This is a genomic window from Lysinibacillus sp. FSL P2-0066 (assembly GCF_037969495.1).
Classification (GTDB): Bacteria; Bacillota; Bacilli; order Bacillales_A; family Planococcaceae; genus Lysinibacillus; species Lysinibacillus boronitolerans.
The window spans coordinates 3,456,018-3,479,839 of record NZ_CP150202.1; the positions used below are offsets into that span (position 1 = coordinate 3,456,018).

Here is a 23,822-nt window from a genome sequence, read left to right on the forward strand (position 1 = left end):
GTAATATACTACCAAATTCAACATACTCTTCGAGCATAGCTACCTTCTTAAGCTGCCTGCCACGTCCAAGTAGCCAGTTTCTTTAAATTCATGGCAGCAAAAGTAAGCATCGCCTGCATGGACAATTTTTTCAGACCTCTTAAGGTTGTCCATCGCATACCATGCTTTTCTTTTGCATCGGCAAAGACACGCTCAATCGTTTCTTTGCGCTTTGCATAAATCTGTTTGATGTCATAGGAATGGCGTAAATGTTCAGCTTCCTCCACATACGACTCCCAAATATGGCGTTGAATGAGTTTTTGATGATGCTTACTTTCTGTACATTGGGAAAGGCTTGGACACTTCGCACAAATCAAAGGATTCGATTTATATTGACGATACCCTTCTTTAGTCGTTGTCGTATACTTCAATATCTGTCCTTGTGGACAAAGATAACAATTATAGTGCTCATCATATATATACTCATGCTTTCGGAAGAATCCATCTTTCGTTTTAGGACGTGTATAAGGAAGAACAGGCAACATTTGATTCTCTAATAAAAAATTCGTAATCGCTGGTGTTTTATAGGCTGCATCTGCCGCAACAGCTAATGGTTTTTGAACGTTTTCAATGACTTTTTCCACAAGTGGCTGTAATACATGACTATCGTGCACATTTCCCGGAGTTACAATGGCACCCAAGACAAAGCCCTTTTCATCTGTCGCTGCATGAAAAGAATACGCAAACTGCTTCGTACGTTCATCCTTCACGTAATAGCCACTTTCAGGATCTGTCGTGCTTTCCTTTATTTCTTTCCATTCTTCCTTTTCAAACTTCTCCGGGGGAAAGGGCTTTTTTCCGTGTTCCTCACGATCCATATTTAACTCTAATTGAAGTTTCTCTTCATAAGCCCGTGTTTCTTTTCGCACAACTTTTTTATCATACTTTCGTTTATTCGCACTCGCTTTCACATGCGTAGAATCGATAAATAAATGGTCTGCATGGAGGAGTCCTTGATGCATAATCTCTTTTAATATACGATAGAATATCTGCTCAAATATATCAGTGTCTTGAAAGCGACGGACATAATTTTTACCGAAGGTAGAGAAATGCGGGACTTCTGTATGGAAGCCAAATCCTAAAAACCAACGATACGCCATATTCGTTTCAATTTCTTTGATGGTTTGACGCATGGACCGTATACCAAAAACGTACTGAATAAACGTCATTTTAAAGAGAACAACAGGATCAATACTAGGGCGTCCTTTAGCAGAGTAGAGGTTTTCTACTAAAGGATAGATAAATGAAAAATCAATAGCCGCCTCTAGTTTTCGTACTAAATGATCTTGGGGAACTAATTGATCAATCGTTAGCATTTCTAATTGTTCACGTTCATTGATTTGATTTTTCGTCATCATGGTTGATCACCTCGAAAGTGTACTTTTTATCAATAATTCTTTATGTAGAAGTTGATTGGAACGAAGGGTGGCGACTCCTGCGGGAAAAGCGGGAAAGTCGAGATCCTGGACTGAGCGAAGCGAGGGAAGCAGCTCGACCCCGCCCGCGGAAAGCGTCCGCCCGTAGTGGAAATCAACGGCTTTACTTTATTTTATTGTAAAAGAAAAAAGACTGTAGGCAAACTCAAAATTCATTGAGTTTGTCTACAGTCTGTAACACCCATTTTATTGGGTGTTTTTTTATATAACATAAAAAAATTTCGCTAGCCATGGGCGATTGCGAAATCTTTTTACGTATTGTTATTTATTTAAAGTGGATGGATTATCTTTATTATGGGGCTTGTCTTTATTTTCATTATCATTTTGCTTTTTCGCTTGCTGATTTTGACCAATCACAGCTAAATCGTCTACACTAATATCAAAACCATACCCATATTCCTCTCGATCTAATGGCTTTTTATTGCGGTTTTCTTTTGCCAACATCATCACCTCCATTCATAAATTATCCCTTTTTTAATGATTTATACGCCCTTTTTCTCAATACATTTAAGCTGTGACATCCTTAATAATCCACTGGGCAGCGCTTATTAAATCTGGAAAGACAGCATCTGCTAATGGATCTTGTTCTCCTAGGAAAACACCCTTTGTTCCTGCCCGTTTTCCTGCAATAATATCCGTATCTGTATCGCCAACCATATAGGATTTTGATAAATCAATGTTATATTTCTTTCCTAAATCCACAATTAATTTGCTATTGGGCTTGCGGCAGGCACAACCTGACTTAGGTTTGTGCGGACAATAAACGACTTCATGGATTACTGCCCCTTTTTTCTCTAGCTCCTTCACCATATGTTCATGTATTTTCTGTAAGCCACTTTCCTTCATAAAGCCTAAACCAACCCCACCTTGATTTGTCACGACAAACACATAATCAAAATGCTTATTTAGCTTTCTGATTGCTTCAGGCACTTGCGGTAAAAAGTACAAATCCTTAGGCTTATTCACAAACTTCACACGATTGGTCAGTACTTCATTGATAACACCATCACGATCTAAAAATACGGCTCTTTTCATTTGCAACACACCTTCGATAAGCTGTTTTGTGCTTTAGTTTTCCCCAATTACACAAAAGCTAACAATCATGAAAAAAAACCTGATGCCTATCACATCAGGTTTTTGTATAAGAGTTTATTCTGCTAAAGGTTCATGGTCTGTTGGCTTTGTTACTTCACTCATATCCACTACTTCTGGCTGTTTCATAACTTTCCCCAATTTACGTAATACGAAATAAGCACAGCCAAAATTACAGTATTCGTATAGATAATCTTGAAGCGTACTTATTTTTGTATCAAAAGTGGATTTTTGATTTTTATCATCAAAAAACCCCTTTAAACGTAACTGGTTATAGCCCCAATCACCTACAATATAATCGTATCTGGCTAAGATATCTGAGTATCTTTCCTGAAAAACTTCCTCCTGAAAGGCCTCGCGATAATCTTCTATTAGTTCATATTCTAATCCTTCAACTATGATCAAAGTGACACCACCCTTTTCGTTCAGCCTTGACGTTTACACTTCCGCTTGTAATTGACGTTCTTTCGTTGCAGCATTTACTTGTTCGTCTGCATGATAACTACTACGTACAAGTGGGCCAGCCTCACAATGCTTAAAGCCTTTCTCCATGGCAATCTTACGCAGTTTACCAAATTCTATTGGTGAATAGTATTTTTTAACTGGTAAATGCTTTTTCGTTGGCTGTAAATATTGACCGATCGTCATAATATCTACATTATTTGCACGTAAATCGTCCATGACTTCTAAAATTTCTTCATGTGTTTCGCCTAATCCAATCATTAGTGATGATTTCGTTGGAATTTCAGGCTGCATCTCTTTAGCTAAACGCAGGAACTCTAAAGAGCGTTCGTATTTTGCACGAGCGCGCACTCTAGGTGTTAAACGGCGTACTGTTTCAATATTATGATTTAAAATATCTGGTTTTGCATCCATTAACATTTGAAGGTTCTCCTTCATCCCGCCTAAATCTGATGGCAATACCTCAACAGATGTGAAAGGACTTTTACGACGAATTGCACGTACTGTTTCTGCTAAAACTTGCGCTCCGCCATCCTTTAAATCGTCACGTGCGACCATTGTAATAACAACGTGCTTTAAATTCATAATGGCTACTGAATCTGCAACGCGCTCTGGTTCTGCCAAATCTAGTTCATTTGGTAAACCTGTTTTCACTGCACAGAAACGACAAGCACGTGTACAAACGGAACCAAGAATCATCATGGTAGCAGTACGTCTCTCTCCCCAGCATTCATGGATGTTTGGACAACGAGCTTCTTCACATACTGTATGCAGATTTTTCTCACGCATCAGCTTTTTAAGCCCTTTATATTCATCATTCGTGTTTAGTTTTATTTTTAGCCAATCTGGTTTTCTTACATGTTCTTCTTTACTTGTAGGTTTACAAGATGTCATACGAATATCGCCCCTATCAAAAATATACATTTTTTAATATTAACTATCTTCACTGTTGTCAATGTAACATATTAAAGGCACTCCAACAACTATCACAACAAACATTTCTATTTATAAGGGACAGGTATTTCTATGGACGGTTGTGGCGCGTCACTACTATTGGTATAAATGTTTGGAACAGGTCCCCTTGTTAGGCCCATCGCTACAGGTATATCCTGTGCAACGGTAGAAGATTTACTAGCGAAAGGAACAATAATCTGAACATTTACCTCTAAATGAATACCTACCTCCACATAAGCACTATTGATTCCAAATTCTTGAATAGAGGATGTCACATTACTATGAACATTTCCAATCACATGGAAGCGAATCGGGATCTTTGGCCCCAAATTTCCAAGCAAGGGAATATTGGCTGCTTGACCAAGCGGTACAAAAAAGACAATGCCATCACCATCTTGGATCCTGTTAATATCATATTCAACATTATCTAATTCAGGTAAATGGGATAGCTCTCCCTGTTCAGCTTGCTCCAAATACATTTTAACAAGCTCTAATGTCTCTGCTCGAACACGATTAATGATTTCTGTATTAAACTTAGTCGTCATCATTTCAGACGTACCTGGAGGAATATCTTCAATGATATCATTTACATCTAATACATTAGAGGTACGTGAATTAATGGCTTTACTCACAACATATGAGGCAATCTTCGTAGTTTGCACTTCCGCATATTGCAAATAGGTTGGCATGAGCCGTTCATTTAAATAATAAATAAATAATATAAGGCAAACAACCATACTAACAATTAAAATCGTTAATTTATTAAGACGCATTCCCCTTCTACCATATGAGCGTAATTTCATTCTTTTTCGAGGGAAAAACAAAAAATCTCCTCCTGTTCCATAACGTATGAACAGGAGGAGTAATTTATTCTACTTTTGCGGGAACCACATAATCCGTCTCAACATTTTCAATTGTTACATCAGGATAATCCACTAAATTAATTTCATATGTAGCTGCCAGCAATTGATCTTGTTCTTCAAAAATACGAATCCATGGTAATGCCGCATCCAACGTGTTTTGTCTAGATACAATCCCACGGCGTCCATCTGATAATTTTAAAATAACACCATTTGGATAATGAACAACAGCTCTTTTTAAAGCTTTTACAATTCGAGCATCATAAAGAGTGCCCGAGCCAGCTTCAACAATAGCTAGTCCTTGTGAAGGGAGCATCTTCTCCCGGTATACACGATTCGTTGTCACCGCATCAAAAACATCTGCAACACCAATTATCTTGGCAAATGGATGAATTTCAAAGTCAACAAGTCCTCTTGGATAGCCACTTCCATCAATACGTTCATGGTGTTGGAAAGCACAGTGCGCCACAAGCAGAGAGATTGAATGTAAATTCCGTAATAAATCAAAACCGTAACGAGCATGCATCTTCATCATTTCAAACTCATCATTCGTTAAACGTCCTGGCTTTGTTAAAATATCTTTCGGTACCATTAGTTTACCGACATCGTGTAATAACGCACCTATCCCGATCAAACGTAAATCCTCAGCAGAGTAGCCAAGTTCTTTGGCAATGGCAATAGAATACAATGTCACTTGGAAAGAGTGTTGATATAAATATTCATCAAATAAATAAGCATCTGTTAAAATGGTTAGAATTTCATTATTTCCAGTAACTGCTGAAAGTAATTCATCTACGATCGAAACAATTGTCTTTGATTGCTGATCTAATATATAAGAAGCATTTACTGGATTCAAACCATCAATGGACTGGAACGAATCCTTTATAGTTTTGATGACTTTATTTCGCATAGCAGGGGGAACGGTCTCTTCTACTTCTATTCCCTCAGAAATCTCATCGTCAATATATAAATAATGTGTATTTAACTGTTGAAGTCTTTGAATAATACGGTCATTAATGACAACATCTTTCTTTAAAAGCGGATGACCTGCCTCATTCCAAATGGTTCTTCCTAATACCATTCCTTCTTTTAATACATCGATTGAAATTAATCGCATGACTTCTTCCCCATTCCATTCTTTAAACTCTCTCTATTGTTTAAAGAATCTTTGACCATAATCTATCATAATGTTTCGTAAAAATTCAGGTAAAATATATTGTTTTTTTGCATATTTAAAACTTGGATAAAAATAACCAAATGTAAACAGATCCAATGTAACCAGTTTATAAATGTGATTTTGATCTGCTAGCTTACCATTAATTAACAATTGCCGATTTTCATTCATGGAAAATCCATATGTCAATATTTTTCCAAAAATGACGCCTCTAAACCCTAGTCCTTTTAGTTCGATATAAGGCCATTCTTCATTTTTAGATTGCATATAAATTTCTTTCATTTCAGCGACGGATAATTCAATTGTACATAAATTAATTGGATGTGGAAAAATTCGGTGCAAATCTAAGGCAGTCACTATTCCCTTAGGAAGACCATCTAAAAATATCCCTGCATTGAATAATGCACAGTCCGCTCCGCTTTTTTCCAAAATTGCATGTGCAAATAAATCAGATAGCTGTGAATAATGGAACCATTCCTTGTTGTAGGCTTTTTTTGTTGTAAAAACTGGAGTATCCAATATTCTGTTTCCTTCATCCTCCAAAAACTGTACCACTTTCTGTTCATTTTTAACAATTGGCAAATCCTTATTATGAATTAAAGTATCCTTTTTTTCAACAATTTTCCTCAATTTTTTATCATATTCTATGATAAGATGTCCAGTATATTGGCCAAACTTACCTCCACCTGTCAGTAAAACCCCATTAATCACTTTGCCCTCTGGTAGGACATGATGAGTATGAGAGCCGAATATAACATCAATTTCTGGACACTCATCCGCTAAGAGCTCATCCTCTGTAATGCCTAAATGGGATAAGCATACAACAATGTCTACTTCTTCACGTAGTTGATGCGCTAAACGTAGCAGTGTACTTCGAGCGTCGTCCATATGCCAATTTAATTCTTCATAATATACTTCAAACATGGCCGTGGCTGCAATGACGCCAATCTTCGTACCCGTTGCTGTTGTTAAGATTACATAAGGCTTCATCCATGCTGGCTTCTTCCCATTAGAGGCATATACATTTGCCACAACAACATCAAAGTTAGCATTGTCATACAAGTGAAAGAGCTCTTCATGGGATAATGTAATACCTTCATTGTTGCCGATAGTCACCACATCATAACCCGCTTCATTGAGCAATCGCACATTGCCTTTCCCAACGGTTGCTTCTGTATAAATGTTGGAACGATCTAAATGATCTCCCACATCAAACAAATAGCTTGTTTCCCCGATATTCGCCAGATTATTTCTTATCTCTTTCACATAGCTTTGCATTCGTGGCCAATACTTAAAATGACTATGCAAATCATTTGTGTGAAAAATATGGATCTTTTCAAGCATTAAAGCCACCTCACTTCAAATTAAGCTAATATGCCTTCTATAATAGATCGAATTCCTAATAATAATAGAATAATCCTTAAAGCTAGTACAAGTGTATCGGATTTAATTCTTTTATTTAACGCAGCACCGAGCTTTGCTCCAACATAAGCTCCAGGAATAACTGGAATAGTATAAAGCCATGGTACATGTCCGAAATAAACATGGCTTGCGGAATTAACGATGGACGTTAAAAATACCATAAACATCGATGTTGCCACCGCGACATGTGGTGGGAATAAGAATAAAATAATCATTGCTGGCACAATCATGGAGCCGCCACCTATTCCAAATAAACCAGAAGCAAAGCCAATACCAAATGTTAATGTAATAGCAAACCCAATGGGATAGCCATATACATAGGTTTTTCCCTCAGAGTCAGTAAATTCTTGCTGTATACCATTTTTTACAAACCATTTTACAGGCTTCAGTTTGTCCCGCACAAGCAAAATAATCGATAAAATAATAAGTAAAATACCAAAATATAAATTAAAGGATGGTAAATCTAACCCTTTATTGACCCATGCGCCAAGGATTGTTCCTGGAATACTTCCAATAAAGAATATAAAACCACTTTTATAATCCACCGTTTTAGATTTCATATAGCTTAGCGTGGAGGCAAGTCCCGTGAAAATCATCATCACCACTGATAAACCGACTACTTTTTGTGGCGTAATATCTGGAATCATTCCTAAATTTAAGCCAATGTATAATGTTGCTGGTACTAATACTACACCACCACCTAGCCCAACTAATGAGCCAATTAGACCAGCAAGCAATGCAATGATGACTAATAAAATAAACTCCATTATAGTTCCCCTTCAAACATGTTTAATTGTTTAGGTGCCAACCCGACATCGTTAATATTCAACATACCTTGTAGCTCCTTTGCGTTTTTCGCTGCATGATTACCTGAATTATTATTAAATAAAACGAAGAGTTCATTGACCTCGGGTTCAAGCTTTTTCATGCTATCCCCAAGCTGCTGTAATTCCTCTTTATTATAATCATATAAGAAGCGAACTTTGCGCCAATTTTCTGCATTTCCTGTGTTGCGCCATCCATGTATATTGCGACCATGGAGACGAATCAACGCTTTATTTGCAGTCACTACCGGATAAAAAGGAACAGATCCAACACCAGCCTGTGGTTCGTCACAAATCGTATGGATAAATTGATGTTCTCGTAAAAAATCTATCGTCTGCTGGACAACATTTTCTGCGTACCATGTTTGATTTCGAAACTCAATCGCTACTTCAAAATCCTTGAGCTGTTGTCGGATATACAATAAATATTGCACATTTTTTCCTTGGCAATCAAACCATGGTGGAAATTGTGCTAATACCATGGCTAGCTTTCCATAACGTTTAAATTCATTGGCACATTCAATAAAAGCATTGAACATATCATTTTTTGATTCAAAGGGAATCTCTCCACGTAAATGACCCGTCATGCCTTGGTAAGCTTTCACAACAAAACGGAAGTTTTCAGGTGTATCCTCACACCATTTCCGAACATGCTCTTTGGCTGGTATGGCATAAAAGGAAGTATCTACTTCTACCGTTAAAAAATGACCTGTGTAATCAAATAATTTATCCTTTGAGGGAGTCACTCCACTATAAAGTGAAGGGTGATCGCCCCAACCAGTTAATCCTACTACAATCATGTGACATCCTCCTCTATGTACATAATCATAGCACACAGTATGTCACTACAAATAAACATCATGTAAAAAATATAGCTTTCTTTTGTCCATTCAAATAGAAAGCTGTCACTAACTTTTGGGAACTATACAAAAGAAAAAGCATGAGTCCATATTCCATTGAACTCACGCTACTTTAACGGACTACCATTTATTTCACAAGGTTTTGCTGAATAGCCTCTAAAAACTTAATCCTGCTGTATGCAGGGCCGCCTTCCATTAATGGATCTAGTACATTAACAAATACTTGGTCATTTTTAAATGCATTAATATTTTGGATGATTGGATTCTTTTTAAAGTCTTCTAAAGCATTCGGCGCGTCTGCATTTTCATCTGTTGAAAACTGCACAAATAAATAATCAGGATTCATATCTGCAAGCTGCTCAACAGAAATGGCCTCTTGAGATTTAGCTTTAGCAACTTCATCTGGTACTGCTAAACCAAGCTCTCCATAAAGGACAGCATTTAAAAATACTTCTTTTGGATAAACATACGCTTGTCCTCCACGAATACGAATAGCCGCTACTTTTTGATCTTGTAGTTTCTCATTTAACGTAGCTTTAGCAGCTTCTATATCAGCCTTATATGTAGATAATATCTTCTCAGCATCTGCTTGCTTACCAGTTAGTTCAGCTAATAACTTCAAATTAGATTCCCAGTTCGTCGAAATATGTGAAACCAAAATTGTAGGAGCAATTTTCTCTAATTTACTTTGTACCTCTTCTGGGAACTTTGTTGAACCTAAAATGACATCAGGATCTAATTCTAATATTTTTTCAAAGTTTGGTTTAATTTTCTCACCAATTGATTCTGCTTTGTCTGTTACAGAAGCATATAGCTCAGGGAACTTGCCACCAACAGCAATAGCCCCAACTGGATGAACATCCAGCACAACCATATCCTCCATCGCTTCCATAGCACCTGTTACAACAATTCTTTCAACCTTTTCTGGCACTTCATAGCTTTCACCAAGATATTCAATCGTTCTCGTGCCATTTTCATTTGTCGATTCTTCTTTTGTTTGTGTCACTTCTTCTTTTGGTGTATCAGTGGAAGATTCCTCTTCTACTGCCTTCTTCTCTCCACATGCGGCGAGAATGAGCATAAATATTGCTATGAAACTAATAAATAAAAACTTCTTTTTCATTTACATATTCTCCTTTGAAAGATGATTAACTATCTCATCTGGCTTATTGAAGTACTGAACATCTTCTAGATTTATCAACCCCTTTCTAAATGATATTGATTCTCATTATCATTTTAGTATGTAATCTTAAAAAAATCCAGTACTATTTCTCTCCATTTTTATTCGCAACATAAAAACACAAAAAAACCCCTAGTCACAATTTATATTGTGACTAGGGGTGGCTAATTAACCGATAGAACCTTCCATCTCGAATTTAATCAGACGGTTCATTTCTACTGCGTATTCCATTGGTAGTTCTTTTGTGAATGGCTCGATGAAGCCCATTACGATCATTTCTGTCGCTTCTTCTTCGGAAATTCCGCGAGACATTAAATAGAATAATTGTTCTTCAGATACTTTTGAAACTTTTGCTTCGTGCTCTAAAGATACATTATCATTAAAGATCTCGTTATAAGGAATTGTATCAGAAGTCGATTGATTATCCATAATCAGCGTATCACATTCGATGTTAGCACGTGCACCACTTGCTTTAGGACCGAAACGAACTTGTCCCATATACGTTACCTTACCACCTTGTTTAGCAATCGATTTAGAAACGATTGTTGAAGATGTGTTTGGTGCCATATGGATCATTTTTGCGCCAGCATGTTGGTGTTGTCCTTTACCTGCTAATGCAATCGATAATGTCATACCACGAGCACCTTCACCTTTTAGGATACATGCTGGGTATTTCATTGTTAATTTAGAACCGATGTTACCATCGATCCATTCCATTGTACCGTTTTCTTCTACAACTGTACGTTTCGTTACAAGATTGTAAACATTGTTCGCCCAGTTTTGAATTGTTGTATAACGGCAATAGGCATCTTTACGTACAACGATTTCAACAACTGCTGAGTGTAAAGAGTTTGTTGTGTAAACAGGAGCTGTACAACCTTCAACATAGTGTACGTGAGCGCCTTCATCTACAATAATAAGTGTACGTTCGAATTGACCCATATTTTCTGAGTTAATACGGAAGTAAGCTTGTAACGGTGTTTCTACTTTAACACCTGGTGGCACATAAATAAATGATCCACCTGACCATACTGCTGAGTTTAAAGCAGCAAATTTATTGTCTGTGTAAGGAATCACTTTGCCCCAATATTGTTTGAAAATATCTTCGTTTTCACGTAGAGCAGAGTCAGTATCTTTGAACACAATACCAAGATCTTCAAGGTCTTTTTTCATGTTGTGATAAACTACCTCAGACTCATATTGTGCAGATACACCTGCAAGATATTTTTGCTCTGCTTCTGGGATACCTAATTTATCAAAAGTTGCTTTGATTTCATCAGGTACTTCATCCCATGATTTTTGAGTAGCTTCTGATGGTTTTACATAGTACGTAATTTCATCAAAATCTAAATCTCCAAGATCGCCACCCCATTGTGGCATCGGTTTTGTATAAAATGTTTCAAGAGCTTTTAAACGGTATTCTAGCATCCATTCTGGCTCTTGTTTCATATTTGAAATTTCACGGACGATTTCTTCAGTTAAACCGCGTTTTGAACGGAAAATTGATACGTCCTTGTCATGGAAACCGTATTTGTAATCGCCGATATCAGGCATTTTTTTAGCCATCGTTTCTCCTCCGTTCATTGAGATATATTTTTCTGGGTAATCATCCCTTGCTTTGAGTGAAGCCATAGTAGCTTTCACTCAAGAACAAGGAAGTAAGATTTATTTCACACCTTTTTCCATTGCTTTCCAAGCCAATGTTGCACACTTAATTCGTGCTGGGAATTGTGAAACACCTTGCAGTGCCTCAACATCCTCAAGGTCATATTTATCGCTGTACTCCTCACCCATCATCATTTTAGAAAAAATATCAGAAAGCTCAATAGCTTCCTCTACTTTTTTTCCTTTGATGAGCTGTGTCATCATTGATGCAGAGGACATAGAAATCGAACAGCCTTCACCATCAAATTTCGCATCCTCTACGACACCGTCAGTAACTTTTAATGTTAAATGAATACGATCACCGCATGTAGGATTGTTCATATCAATCGTTACAGCATCCTCTTCTAAAGAGCCTTTGTTACGAGGATTTTTATAGTGATCCATAATGACTGAACGATATAGTTGATCTAAATTATTAAAAGACATCGCCAAAATACTCCTTCGCAGAACGTAACCCTGCAACTAAACGGTCAATATCCTCCTCTGTATTGTACAGATAGAAGCTTGCACGTGCTGTCGCAACTTGCTGAAGACATTTCATTAGTGGCTGTGCACAATGATGTCCTGCACGAACAGCAATACCGTTCATGTCAAGCACCGTTGCCACGTCATGTGGATGTACATCATCTAGATTAAATGTTACTAATCCACAACGCTTCATAGGGTCACGTGGGCCGAAAATTTTCAAACCGTCAATTGTCTCAAGTTGATCCATTGCGTAGCCTGCAAGCTTATGCTCATGCTCTAGAATGTTATCTAACCCGATATCAGTTAAGAAATCAATAGCGGCACCTAATCCTATTGCACCTGCAATAATAGGCGTTCCACCTTCAAATTTCCACGGTAATTCCTTCCACGTTGAATCATATAACCCAACAAAATCGATCATTTCGCCACCAAATTCAATTGGCTCCATCTTTTCAAGGTGTTCCTTTTTACCATATAATACACCTATTCCAGTTGGTCCGCACATTTTATGCCCTGAGAAACCTAAGAAATCTACATCCAAATCTTGCACATCAATTTTCATATGTGGCGCAGCTTGTGCACCATCGGCTACCATGACAGCACCATTAGCATGTGCAATTTGAGCAATTTCTTTAATTGGATTTATTGTTCCAAGTACGTTTGATGCCATAGACACCGAAACAATTTTTGTTTTAGGTGTGACTGTCGCACGTACTTTCTCTAGGCTAAGAGTACCGTCTGCTTCAAGCTCAATGTATTTTAAAGTTGCATTTTTTTCTTTGGCTAATTGTTGCCAAGGAATAATATTGGAATGATGCTCCATATGAGTAATGACAATTTCATCACCCTCAACAACATTTGCACGACCATAACTTGTCGCAACTGTATTTAAAGCGGTTGTTGTACCACGCGTAAAAATAATTTCCTGTGTTGATTGCGCATTAATAAACTTACGAACCTTTTCACGAGCACCTTCATATTTATCTGTTGCACGGTTTCCTAGTGTATGCACGCCACGGTGAACATTGGAATTATCAAATTCATAATAAGCTTTAATCGCTTCAATCACTTGAACAGGCTTCTGAGACGTCGCTGCACTATCAAGATATACAAGTCTATGACCATTTACATCCTGATTTAAAATTGGGAAATAGCTTTTAATGTCTTTATTCATCATTAGCGAACTTTCCTTTCAATAACCTCCGTCAGTTGCTTTTGAACGCCTTCAATTGGTAATTGCGTAACAACTGGCGCAAGGAATCCATGGATAACAAGGCGCTCTGCTTCTGCTTTCGAGATACCACGGCTCATTAAATAATAAAGCTGTAATGGATCTACTCGACCAACAGATGCTGCGTGTCCTGCTGTTACATCATCTTCGTCAATTAATAAAATTGGGTTTGCATCCCCACGAGCTTTTTCTGACAGCATTAATACACGTGATTCTTGTTGTGCATCGGCTTTTGTCGCACCATGCTCGATATAGCCAATACCGTTAAAGATTGACTGAGCTGCATCTTTCATTACACCATGCTTTAAGATATGCCCGTTTGAGTTTTTACCCCAGTGACGAACCTCAGTAGTGAAGTTAAGTTTTTGTTCTCCACGACCAACTACGACTGTTTTTGTATCTGCATGAGAACCGTCACCAATCAAATGCGTGATGTTTTCAGAGATTGTATCAGAATCATTCATTAGACCAAGAGCCCAGTCAACTTTTGCGTCACGCGCTAAACGTGCACGACGATTAACATATGTCGTAAATCCTTTTGCAAGGACATCTACTGCACCATAGGTTACCTGTGCATTATCTTGAACAACGACTTCCGCAATAATATTTGCTTGCCCTTTTGCCTCTTCTACTGTTGAAACATATGTTTCCACATATGTTACAGCTGAATTCGCTTCTGCTACTACTAAAACATGGTTATATAATGAAGCTTCCGCATTGTCATTAAGGAAAACAACTTGAAGGGGTTGTTCAATAATCACGTTTTTTGGTACGTATACAAACACACCACCATTAACAAGTGCTGTATGAAGTGCTGTTAATTTATGCTCATCTACTTTAACTGCTTCAGTCATAAAGTATTTTTGAACAAGTTCGCCATGTTCACGAACTGCTGTGAAAATATCAGTAAAAATAACACCTTTATCAGCAAGTTCTTGTGATGCCTTAATATATGCTGGTGTATTATTACGTTGAATATATAGGTTTTCTTGTGCTTCAAGGTCAATTAAACCTTTTGCCTCTTCAGGTAGAGCATCCAATGAAGGGAATGCCTCACTATGAACTGCCAACGCTGGGAAGTTCATGAAATCCCATTTTGTGATATTCGTTCTATCTGGTTTTGGCAAATCTAAACCAGTTACTTTGTCTAGTGCTGCCGCGCGAAGTTCTGTAAACCAAGTTGGTTCACCATTTGCTTCTGAGAACGAGCGCACGTCCTGTACTGTTACAGGCAAGTTAAGTTCCACTGTCATGCTAGTTCGTCCTCCTTCTTATGCTTCTTGTTCTTCTGTTTCTTCTTCGATTCCTAATTCTTTTTTAATCCAGTCATAGCCTTCTGCTTCTAAGCGTTGTGCAAGCTCCGCACCACCTGATTTTACAACACGTCCTTGCATCATTACGTGTACATGGTCTGGAGTAATGTAGTTTAATAGGCGTTGGTAGTGTGTAATCATTAAGCAGCCAAAGCCTTCACCACGCATTGCGTTGATACCTTTTGACACAACTTTCAATGCATCGATATCAAGACCAGAGTCAATTTCATCTAAGATTGCAAATGTTGGTTTGATCATCATTAATTGAAGAATCTCATTACGTTTTTTCTCACCGCCAGAGAAACCTTCATTTAAATAACGTTGAGCCATATCTTCATTCATTTCAAGGAATTCCATGTTTTTATCTAATTCGCGGATAAATTTCATTAACGAAATTTCATCGCCTTCTTCACGACGTGCGTTAATTGCTGAACGTAAGAAATCAGCATTTGTAACACCAGCAATTTCAGATGGATATTGCATAGCTAGGAATAAACCAGCTTGAGCACGTTCGTCCACTTCCATTTCAAGCACATCTTCGCCATCAAGCTCAACAGTACCTGAAGTTACTTCATATTTTGGATGACCCATAATAGCAGAAGCTAGTGTTGATTTACCAGTTCCGTTTGGTCCCATGATTGCGTGAATTTCGTTTGTATTAATTGTAAGATTTACGCCTTTTAAAATCTCTTTCCCGTCGATAGCAACGTGAAGATCTTTAATAACTAAAGTTGACATGAAAATACCTCCATAGTGTTCAGTGAATGGGTCAACCATTCCTTAATTATCATCATTCTAATCTTAACTGAAAATCGTTCTCTATGCAAACCATTTCAATTACTTTCCCATTCCTTAAATAAAATCTTGAAAAATAAAGACTTTGTAAGCATTTTCAGATTATTACTCCTTCACCTAAACAATGAGAATTGACTTTCTTCATTTTCAATAAAATCTCTATAATTGAGAATCGATTTCATCTAGCTACATAGTGAAAACCTCGAGAAAAGTGCTAATTGTAGCGGTTTTGTGACAAATTAGCATAAACAACATATCTATACTATAACCTATTTCATTAAAATGGAATCAATTTAAGTTCATATTGTAAGAAAGAAATTTTGCTATAATAATGGATGGATTATATCCTCAATAGGATGATATTGTAGATATATTAAAAGACAGAAACATAGGTTGTATCTAGCATTTCTGCCAATTTCCCATTAGCTTAGATGTAATGTCCATAAATCTCCTTTTGTTTCTAGTAAAAAAACATCTGACAGCTGATACTTTTTATTTTGACATTAACAGTCATTTTTCATCTTAAATAATATATAATTAAGGTATAATCAATCTTATTTTTAGATTAATAGAGGTGAAATGTTAGTGGAGTTACGTCAATTACGCTATTTTGTAGAGGTTGCTGAACGTGAGCATATTTCAGAGGCTGCTGAGCATCTTCATGTAGCCCAATCTGCCATTAGTCGGCAAATCGCAAATCTTGAAGATGAGTTAGGCACTCCGTTATTTGAGCGAGTTGGACGAAATGTCAAATTAACACCAATAGGGAAGACATTTCTTGAGCATACCATTACGGCATTAAAAGCCATCGATTTTGCAGCAAAGCAAGTAGAAGAATATCTTGATCCTGCAAAGGGCTCAATTAAAATCGGCTTTCCAACAAGTTTAGCTAGCTATGTTCTGCCAACCGTTATTTCAGCCTTTAAACGCGAATATCCTGATTTACAATTTCAACTACGTCAAGGATCTTATCGATTTTTAATAGATGCAGTCAAAAATCGGGAGTTGAACCTCGCCTTTTTGGGACCCCTGCCACCGAAGGACGAATCCATTCAATCAACCATTCTGTTTACTGAAAATATTGCTGCACTCCTACCAGCCAATCATCCATTAGCTAAAAGAGAAAGCATACAGCTTGCAGAGTTGAGAAATGATCTATTCGTATTATTTCCAGATGGTTACATTTTGCACAAGGTAGCGATGGATGCTTGTCGAGCTGCAGGCTTTTTACCAAATGTCATTTCAGAGGGGGAAGACTTAGATGCACTAAAGGGCTTAGTCGCCGCTGGCATTGGTGTGAGCCTGTTACCAGAAAGCTCTCTTTATGATTCAGCAGCACGCTTTACCATAAAGGTACCAATTGAATCACCTACGATCCCTAGAACTGTTGGCATTATTTCTCCTGTAAATCGCGAAATTGCACCATCTGAAATCATTTTCTTAGACTTTGTGAAAAACTTCTTTTCTCGTCTTTCTCAATTCCAATAAAAAAGAGCTAAGGGCAGAACAATCTACCCTTAGCTCCTTTAATATGCTTTAAATAATTTTTGTAAAATATAATAGGATTGTTTTAAGCGCTCTTCATATTTTGGAACTTGCCATGTTTCCCATGTATAAGCAAACAGTGGTGGTAAAATACCATGAGTAGCTGCTGGCATAGATTGAACAACGTTGTTCTCTTTATCTACAAATAAAGCACCAATATAAATATTGTCTACTTTAACGGCAGCTTTATCGCCATTTTTATACAGGTTACCTATAAACTCACGCTGACTCGGATCTTTAGCTTGAATCAATAACCAAGGGATGCGAAGTTCGATAACATTGTCATCGGTCCAAGTATAATCAACTAAAGAATCATAATCTTTTGCTTCTGGATTAGCATTTCCTTGAAGTAATTTTCCTGTTTCGTAGATACTAAAATCAGTCGTTCTATTTTGCTCAGGTAAAAATAGTTGTTTATTTAACACATAGTAAATAGGGGCGAACTTTCCACTATTTTCCACGACATTAGCCATTCGGGGAGCAACTAAATTTAAACGGTGGCCATATAAATAATCAAAGAAATCGTAGTATTCATCAATAACAACCCTAGATTGACCATTTTTATTGAGCTCAACTATAAAATCAACACCATTTGAAAACGTCATATTTTTTATAGATGTAGCAGACGTATTTCCTTGACCTGGTACAACATCTAATAAAATGCGAGGGGAGGTATTGGCTAACTCCTCACTTTTTAATTTAATGTACAAATAGCGCTCATCATAGTCTACTGCAAAATCTGTTGGATTGTTTGGTGCAGTATCATATAGCTGTTTACCCGTCCATTCCGTTGTCTCTCCATCTACTTTTACCTTAAGTCTATCAAAGCTTAATAATCCAAACTGTTGCTCATTTGTTTGGGCATTGGACCAAAATGGTCGACGATTCGGATCATCATAATCCATCGTATTCCATGTTCGTTTAAACCACTCATCTTGCCATGTAAAAACAAGTCCTCCCATGAGCCCTTCATGCATAATATCCTCAAATAAATGTTGAAGTGTTTCTCCCTGTGCTTGTTCTGACATTTGCCCCTGATTCCAACCATATACATTATCATGTGTTTTACCACGTGATGCTGGGATACCAAATTCCGCAATAAGAACAGGCATAGTATGAGCTTCATGGAGCTCTTTTAAATAACCTGCATAGCTATTTTTGTTCCCTCGGAAATCGACATAATTTAAATAATCTTTATCGAAATTAAAGAAGTCAGGGTAGTAAGGATACACATGATAGGAAGCAAATTGTCCCGGCGCAGTCATTTCTCCTTTCGTAAAAATAACATTTGGATTGACCCCTACTAAATCTTCCTCCTCAGATGGCTCTGACGGATGTTCAAGAATGTCAGTTGTGACCCAGTTCGTGAAACTCATTGGACGTAGCCAGTTATATTTTTCCTTTTCATAAACTGACACCACATCCATTTGTTCTGCTAGCCAATGCTCAAATGGAGAGGCATCCTTTGTTTCAAAAAAAGTACCGTTGTATTGACCAATATTTGCATGTTTTTCATTCGTTCCAACAACCATATGTGGATACCATTCAATTCCTAATACCCATCCTATAACATATTTTGATACGTCTACATCATACAAGCCAGATGCATGTCCTGGTTGAGGCTCCACATAGATATTTCCATGAATGACATCTACCATTCGTTTCATTTCTAATTGAAAATCTTCTAACGTATCTTTATCATAGGCGTCCAATGAATTTGATAAGCCCTCTTCATTAATCCAAACTCCATGTAAAACATATAGTGGATTTTTTGGATGTTCTTCATTATATTTAGCAAGTGCTCTATAAAAGCCGGGTGGATGTAATGTATAGACTCGTATCGTATTAGCATTCATGTCTGCTATTTGTTTAAACCATCGATAATATTCCTCTTCAGTAATTGCTGCTTCTCCAGGAAAGGCACCAGGTTTCCCCATTCCGATATTGACACCCTTAAATACGATTGGTTCCCATTTGCCGTCTCTTCGCACTTCAAAAGATTGTCCCTGAATCCGTGCATTATAGTTTAATTTCTCATGATTCACAGTGTCCTGAACCTCTTTGTGCTCAAATGAATCAAATATTTTATGCATTACCGGGATGTAAATGGACCAATAAAACGAACTGTCTGCATACTTCTCAGCATATTTATAGATTGTTGGTAACCCTTTTATCTTATAAATATTTGGTACCCTTGCGATATCATTAAAATCTCCCGCAAAATAATAACTAGATGTGTAGCGCTTATCTTGACCTACAATTGCTGCAAATTGTTCTGGAATACCATTAGCCTTTAACAGCTCTGTTCCCTTTTTCGTTAAATCCCATTTATAATTTGCAAGAGCATCTTCAGCATATTTAGGTGTAATAATATCAAACCAATAATCGTATTGCGCCCTTGCAGATGAATGAAAGAATTTTTTACCATTTTCAGTAAACTGCACTTGAATACCTGCAGATTTAACATGCTTGTCCAATTCAAGTACAAGTAGTTCTTCTGTTATTTCATTAAATAGTAAAAATCCTCCACCCTTATATGACCAACTATCGCCATGTTCATCGATAACCCATTGCGGTATTTCTAAATTTTTATGATAATCAAGCTCATCGAAATAACGCCCGATCCAGCCAGACCATGTGATTCCTAAATAATCCTGTAATTCTTTACGAACTTCCTCTGATGTTGGTGAAGCAAACGTGTTATACTCAGCAATTAACATGCTCTTCTTTTTGCTGGCTAAGCGTTCGACGATTGCCTGCCATTCTTTCTGTTCAAGTCCTCCAACAATTTTTTCAGAACGTTCACCTAAACGTTTTGTTTGTTGTAAATCATCTTTATAAACTCCGTACGTATCTGCCAAATAAATGACATCATAGTCACTATAATCCTTTGGCAAATTCTTTTCTACAACACTTTTAGTTTCATCATTTGGAACCGTACCATAGTAATCGCGTTCTACGTCATAAGGTTCATTATTTAATCTATATTTATAATGGTTTAAAAACCAATTCACCCCTAAGTGCTCTCGGTAAGACTCATTCGGAACCGTTTTATCTATAACGGCTACATTTAGCTGTTTCTCATCTTCCAAGTACCACCATGCAATAGGGATTATTATAAGGACTAGTACGACCATAACCCCTATATAGATTCGTTTCATACACTTTTCTCCTTTTCAGCAATGCCGACACGTTTCATATTACCCCAGTCACTTTTTCTTAAGACAAAACGAACTAATCCCTCACAGCGCCAGAATAATGTTAGTGGGCGATACCAAAAAATTTCTGTAAACGCTAAAAGAATCATACGTAACAACTCTCGTTTTTTTGGATACGTATTCATACTCCACGATTCAAACAATACTGCCGCTATTGAAAAAATAACACCATAAATAACGAATAGTAGTAGCAGCATGAGCGCAACTTCATAATAAATTTTCCCTACGAAAAAGGCTATGACGATATAAATATATCCACCTAACTCCACAATAGGCCCTAGACATTCTACTAGCCAAAAATACGGGAACGAAAGAAATCCAATCATGCCATATCTAGGATTCAAGGTCATTTTTTTGTGCTTCCATAGACTTTCAAATAACCCTTGATGCCACCTTCTTCGTTGATTGCGCAGTACCCCTAATGTTTGAGGTGCTTCCGTCCAGCAAACTGGGTCGGGTACAAATTCAATACGTTTATTTTCTTTTTTTTCTTTTATAAGTCGATGAATATTCACTACAAGTTCCATATCTTCGCCAATAATATTGGTTGAATATCCACCTGCTTCAACAGCCCATTTTTTAGAGAAAACACTAAATGCTCCTGAAATAATAAGGACTAAATTGAATTTACTTAAGGCTATTCTCCCCATTAAAAATGCCCGCAAGTATTCGATTACTTGCATGATTACTAAGTAATTACTAGGTAATTGAGTCTCATAAATAGAGCCAAACTGCATCTTTGCGCCATTTGCAATACGAATATTACCACCTGCCGCAATGACCTCACCATCAGATAAAATGATAGGCTTCATCACCCGCAGCAAGGATTTTTCATCTAAAATGGAATCCCCATCAATGGAGCAAAAATACGGATATTGAGAGACATTAATACCCACATTTAGCGCATCAGCCTTACCACCATTTTCTTTATCAACTAAAATACAATTTTTATAGATTTCAGATTCATATATTTGCTTAATATCTTTTGTAGGGATGTTAGTTCGGACAATTTTGTTGATTGGCTTCATTTGAAAATGTTCGATGACCGTTTGAAGGGTTTGATCTGTAGACCCGTCGTTAATAATGATAATTTCAGTTTGAGGATAACGTAAATTCAATAATGAATAAACTGTATCTACAACCCCTACTTCTTCATTGTAAGCAGGAACAAGTAACGACACGGGTTTTGAATAAAAAGCATCTATATGTGCATCATCATACTCTGATAGATCGAGACGATAGCGTTTTCTTAAATCCAGCATAGCAATGATGAACATTGTACAATATGAAACGATAACGAACAGCATATAAAATAATGCCCCCAAAAAACATCATGCAATAGTCAATTATTTTCATTTACTTCCCCTCTTTTCTCGCTGCAATTTCCTGGGCCATTTCAATTGCATATTGGTCATTTGAGGATTCAATGAATTGCTGTAATTTAGCTATACCATGTCGATCTTCTACAATCGTTTTTGCCGCTTGAGAACGTACCCACCAATTCTCATCTTGAAGAAGTTGCTCTAAATAACTATAAGTGTAAGTAAGCGGTACATGCTTGAAAATTTTGGCAACCATTAACCTTGCTTCCCACATTTCTGAAGTCACAAAAGGGATAAAGGGATCCATCTCATCAATAATACCTATTTCATAAAGACCTTTTAATGCTCTGATGTTTATTTCCGTCGTATTATGGTCTAATAATTTTTTTAACTCCTCCAAATACTCCATCTTTCTTTTTACAGCAGCAGTATCAATAACAGCAAATTGCATATTAGCTGGCAAGCTATTAAAATCATGGAAAAATTGAATAAATACATTATCATCTAATAATACAAACAGTCTTCTATATTCACTTTCAGCGTAATTTACATTGGAATTTTTTATTTTCTCCATAAATAAATCTGGTTGGAAAAGGGAGTATATTTTTAATAACTGGAAATGTTCTTCATCTGTAATGTTATTTTTTTCGAATTCTTGGCACTTCGTTAGCAATTGATCTATTTGTAAGTCTGCAATTCGATAGAGGGCATTCATTCGAATACTCCATCGTCTACTTGATAAATCTTTTTCGTAGAATGCTTTTAAATATTGATTGGAGAATTGTTTAATTTTTAGTTCCAACTGTTCATTCCTTATATTCTTTAAATAGGATGAAAAAATTCTTTCAATAGCTTCAACTTGCGCCCTTCCTCTAGGTACCAATACGATACTAAATAGTGCGTTATTGAATAAGTAATCATACCAAAGTTGAGAATAATTTTGTAAATAACGGTCACGAACTTTTTCAAAATAGCTTTCACGCTGTCGCTGAACAAGTAAATACAGTAAAAAGATAAAGAGCACAACTAGTAAGAAGGAAATTATTGCGAAAAGCGTAGAAATAGTCAGCTTAATCATAGCCAAAACCTCGCAAAAGTTCTTTTAATTTTGGCTTCGAGCAAACGTAAATTAAATGGTTTGACAATATATTCATCAACACCGCCTTCATAAGCATTAAGCGCTGCCCCTTCAGAATTGCGTTCTGACATCATATAAATAATAAATTTCTTTTCATTTGGCATATGTCGTAAGATATGCAATATTTCTAAGCCATTTTTTAGAGGTAAAATATCATTCATAAGAATTAGATGCATATGCCCTGATTTATAATCATCCGATTGTAAAAAGCTATAACCATCCTCATAAGCCTTTACATCCAGAGTAAAATGAGGGATATCAATTTGGTTTAGCGTTGACTCTAATACTTGTCTAAAAATAGCGTTCTGTTCAATAATACTAACTTTCACTAATTCCGTTGGTTGCTCACTATAATCTTTTACTTCTGCTATACTCCACGTTAATTGCTCATCCTCTGATAGCATTTGTTTATTTTTATTTAACAACTCTTCAAAGATAACGTTATTATTTCTTATTTCTGTTATAGAGGCCTTTAATGCAATATGTTGAAACTTCCGTTCTGCTTTTAGGATGGCAAATATTCGTTTTAAAAATGCTTTAGCTTCTACATCACTACTTTGTAAAAAAAAGATACCCCAATGATTTCCATCGGATAATTGAAAAAGCAAATCTGTCTTACGTATTTTCGATTGTAAAAATGAGGTAACTTGATCATTCGTGGTTTCATTTGGTTGTGTAGAATTAGCTGTTTTTAAAAAGACTGCTGTTATAGTAAGGCGTGATCTAATAACACTTTCTCGCCATATTTTAAAGTAGCGCTCTACTTCATGTTCTTGCATGATGTCATGGGTGAATTTTATATCATTCATTAGAATCACTCCATC

At 36.8% G+C, this 23,822-nt stretch carries 21 protein-coding genes; 1 reads left to right on the forward strand and 20 read right to left on the reverse strand.

Features of this window, described 5'->3' with window-relative positions; genetic code table 11:
- Window positions 1-47: 47 nt before the first annotated feature.
- The 16 genes from MKZ14_RS17340 to sufC all read right to left on the reverse strand — a co-directional run bounded on the left by MKZ14_RS17340 (window position 48) and on the right by sufC (window position 15,724).
- Window positions 48-1,397 carry an IS1182 family transposase gene (locus MKZ14_RS17340; protein WP_339280244.1) on the reverse strand — a complete coding sequence of 450 codons (1,350 nt, stop codon included), beginning with the start codon at window positions 1,395-1,397 and terminating at the stop codon, window positions 48-50.
- Window positions 1,398-1,736: 339 nt separating this feature from the next.
- A complete protein-coding gene (locus tag MKZ14_RS17345) occupies window positions 1,737-1,931 on the reverse strand; it encodes a hypothetical protein (RefSeq protein WP_279495903.1) in 195 nt (64 codons plus the stop codon).
- A 51-nt stretch (window positions 1,932-1,982) separates the two neighbouring features.
- The gene (locus MKZ14_RS17350; protein WP_279495904.1) at window positions 1,983-2,510 is read right to left on the reverse strand and encodes an HAD family hydrolase; all 528 of its coding nucleotides are present in this window, start codon (window positions 2,508-2,510) and stop codon (window positions 1,983-1,985) included.
- Between the two features lie 114 nt (window positions 2,511-2,624).
- Window positions 2,625-2,972 (reverse strand): YutD family protein, encoded by a 348-nt coding sequence (locus MKZ14_RS17355; protein WP_004228271.1) that lies wholly within the window; start codon window positions 2,970-2,972, stop codon window positions 2,625-2,627.
- Window positions 2,973-3,005: 33 nt separating this feature from the next.
- A complete protein-coding gene (lipA, locus tag MKZ14_RS17360; RefSeq protein ID WP_004228269.1) occupies window positions 3,006-3,923 on the reverse strand; it encodes a lipoyl synthase in 918 nt (305 codons plus the stop codon).
- A gap of 107 nt (window positions 3,924-4,030) precedes the next feature.
- Window positions 4,031-4,807, reverse strand: a complete 777-nt coding sequence (gene yunB, locus MKZ14_RS17365) for a sporulation protein YunB (RefSeq protein WP_131521225.1) — start codon at window positions 4,805-4,807, stop codon at window positions 4,031-4,033.
- Between the two features lie 43 nt (window positions 4,808-4,850).
- On the reverse strand, window positions 4,851-5,960 hold the full coding sequence (locus MKZ14_RS17370; RefSeq protein ID WP_066038192.1) for an HD-GYP domain-containing protein: 1,110 nt from the start codon (window positions 5,958-5,960) through the stop codon (window positions 4,851-4,853).
- 33 nt (window positions 5,961-5,993) lie between these two features.
- The gene (locus MKZ14_RS17375; RefSeq protein WP_333003574.1) at window positions 5,994-7,361 is read right to left on the reverse strand and encodes a bifunctional UDP-sugar hydrolase/5'-nucleotidase; all 1,368 of its coding nucleotides are present in this window, start codon (window positions 7,359-7,361) and stop codon (window positions 5,994-5,996) included.
- Window positions 7,362-7,381: 20 nt separating this feature from the next.
- Complete coding sequence (locus tag MKZ14_RS17380; RefSeq protein ID WP_333003575.1) at window positions 7,382-8,206, reverse strand: sulfite exporter TauE/SafE family protein; 825 nt, start codon at window positions 8,204-8,206, stop codon at window positions 7,382-7,384.
- The gene (locus MKZ14_RS17385) at window positions 8,206-9,063 is read right to left on the reverse strand and encodes a DUF72 domain-containing protein (protein WP_036078614.1); all 858 of its coding nucleotides are present in this window, start codon (window positions 9,061-9,063) and stop codon (window positions 8,206-8,208) included. Before MKZ14_RS17385 ends, MKZ14_RS17380 begins: the two co-directional genes overlap by 1 nt.
- Window positions 9,064-9,250: 187 nt before the next feature.
- On the reverse strand, window positions 9,251-10,246 hold the full coding sequence (locus tag MKZ14_RS17390) for an ABC transporter substrate-binding protein (RefSeq protein WP_312126194.1): 996 nt from the start codon (window positions 10,244-10,246) through the stop codon (window positions 9,251-9,253).
- A 225-nt stretch (window positions 10,247-10,471) separates the two neighbouring features.
- Window positions 10,472-11,869: a Fe-S cluster assembly protein SufB gene (gene sufB / locus MKZ14_RS17395; RefSeq protein WP_016993620.1), complete on the reverse strand. Its 1,398-nt coding sequence runs from the start codon at window positions 11,867-11,869 to the stop codon at window positions 10,472-10,474.
- Between the two features lie 99 nt (window positions 11,870-11,968).
- Entirely contained in the window at window positions 11,969-12,394 is a 426-nt protein-coding gene (sufU, locus tag MKZ14_RS17400; protein ID WP_036078619.1) for a Fe-S cluster assembly sulfur transfer protein SufU, read from the reverse strand.
- Window positions 12,384-13,613 carry a cysteine desulfurase gene (locus MKZ14_RS17405; RefSeq protein ID WP_257962013.1) on the reverse strand — a complete coding sequence of 410 codons (1,230 nt, stop codon included), beginning with the start codon at window positions 13,611-13,613 and terminating at the stop codon, window positions 12,384-12,386. The genes sufU and MKZ14_RS17405 overlap by 11 nt, the downstream gene beginning before the upstream one ends.
- Complete coding sequence (sufD, locus tag MKZ14_RS17410) at window positions 13,613-14,920, reverse strand: Fe-S cluster assembly protein SufD (RefSeq protein WP_333003582.1); 1,308 nt, start codon at window positions 14,918-14,920, stop codon at window positions 13,613-13,615. The genes MKZ14_RS17405 and sufD overlap by 1 nt, the downstream gene beginning before the upstream one ends.
- An 18-nt stretch (window positions 14,921-14,938) precedes the next feature.
- On the reverse strand, window positions 14,939-15,724 hold the full coding sequence (gene sufC / locus MKZ14_RS17415; RefSeq protein ID WP_088364074.1) for a Fe-S cluster assembly ATPase SufC: 786 nt from the start codon (window positions 15,722-15,724) through the stop codon (window positions 14,939-14,941).
- A gap of 636 nt (window positions 15,725-16,360) precedes the next feature.
- Here sufC and MKZ14_RS17420 point away from each other — a divergent pair.
- Entirely contained in the window at window positions 16,361-17,263 is a 903-nt protein-coding gene (locus MKZ14_RS17420; protein ID WP_036078627.1) for a LysR family transcriptional regulator, read from the forward strand.
- A gap of 38 nt (window positions 17,264-17,301) precedes the next feature.
- Here the strand turns inward: MKZ14_RS17420 and MKZ14_RS17425 are convergent, their stop codons facing one another.
- The 4 genes from MKZ14_RS17425 to MKZ14_RS17440 are packed head-to-tail and all read right to left on the reverse strand — an operon-like array spanning window position 17,302 to window position 23,807.
- On the reverse strand, window positions 17,302-20,481 hold the full coding sequence (locus tag MKZ14_RS17425) for a hypothetical protein (RefSeq protein WP_333003583.1): 3,180 nt from the start codon (window positions 20,479-20,481) through the stop codon (window positions 17,302-17,304).
- Window positions 20,478-21,845, reverse strand: coding sequence for a glycosyltransferase (locus MKZ14_RS17430; RefSeq protein ID WP_333003584.1), 1,368 nt, complete (start codon window positions 21,843-21,845; stop codon window positions 20,478-20,480). Before MKZ14_RS17430 ends, MKZ14_RS17425 begins: the two co-directional genes overlap by 4 nt.
- A gap of 49 nt (window positions 21,846-21,894) precedes the next feature.
- A complete protein-coding gene (locus MKZ14_RS17435) occupies window positions 21,895-22,938 on the reverse strand; it encodes a HEAT repeat domain-containing protein (RefSeq protein ID WP_322611049.1) in 1,044 nt (347 codons plus the stop codon).
- Window positions 22,935-23,807, reverse strand: a complete 873-nt coding sequence (locus tag MKZ14_RS17440) for a response regulator (RefSeq protein ID WP_333003588.1) — start codon at window positions 23,805-23,807, stop codon at window positions 22,935-22,937. The genes MKZ14_RS17435 and MKZ14_RS17440 overlap by 4 nt, the downstream gene beginning before the upstream one ends.
- Window positions 23,808-23,822 lie beyond the last annotated feature (15 nt).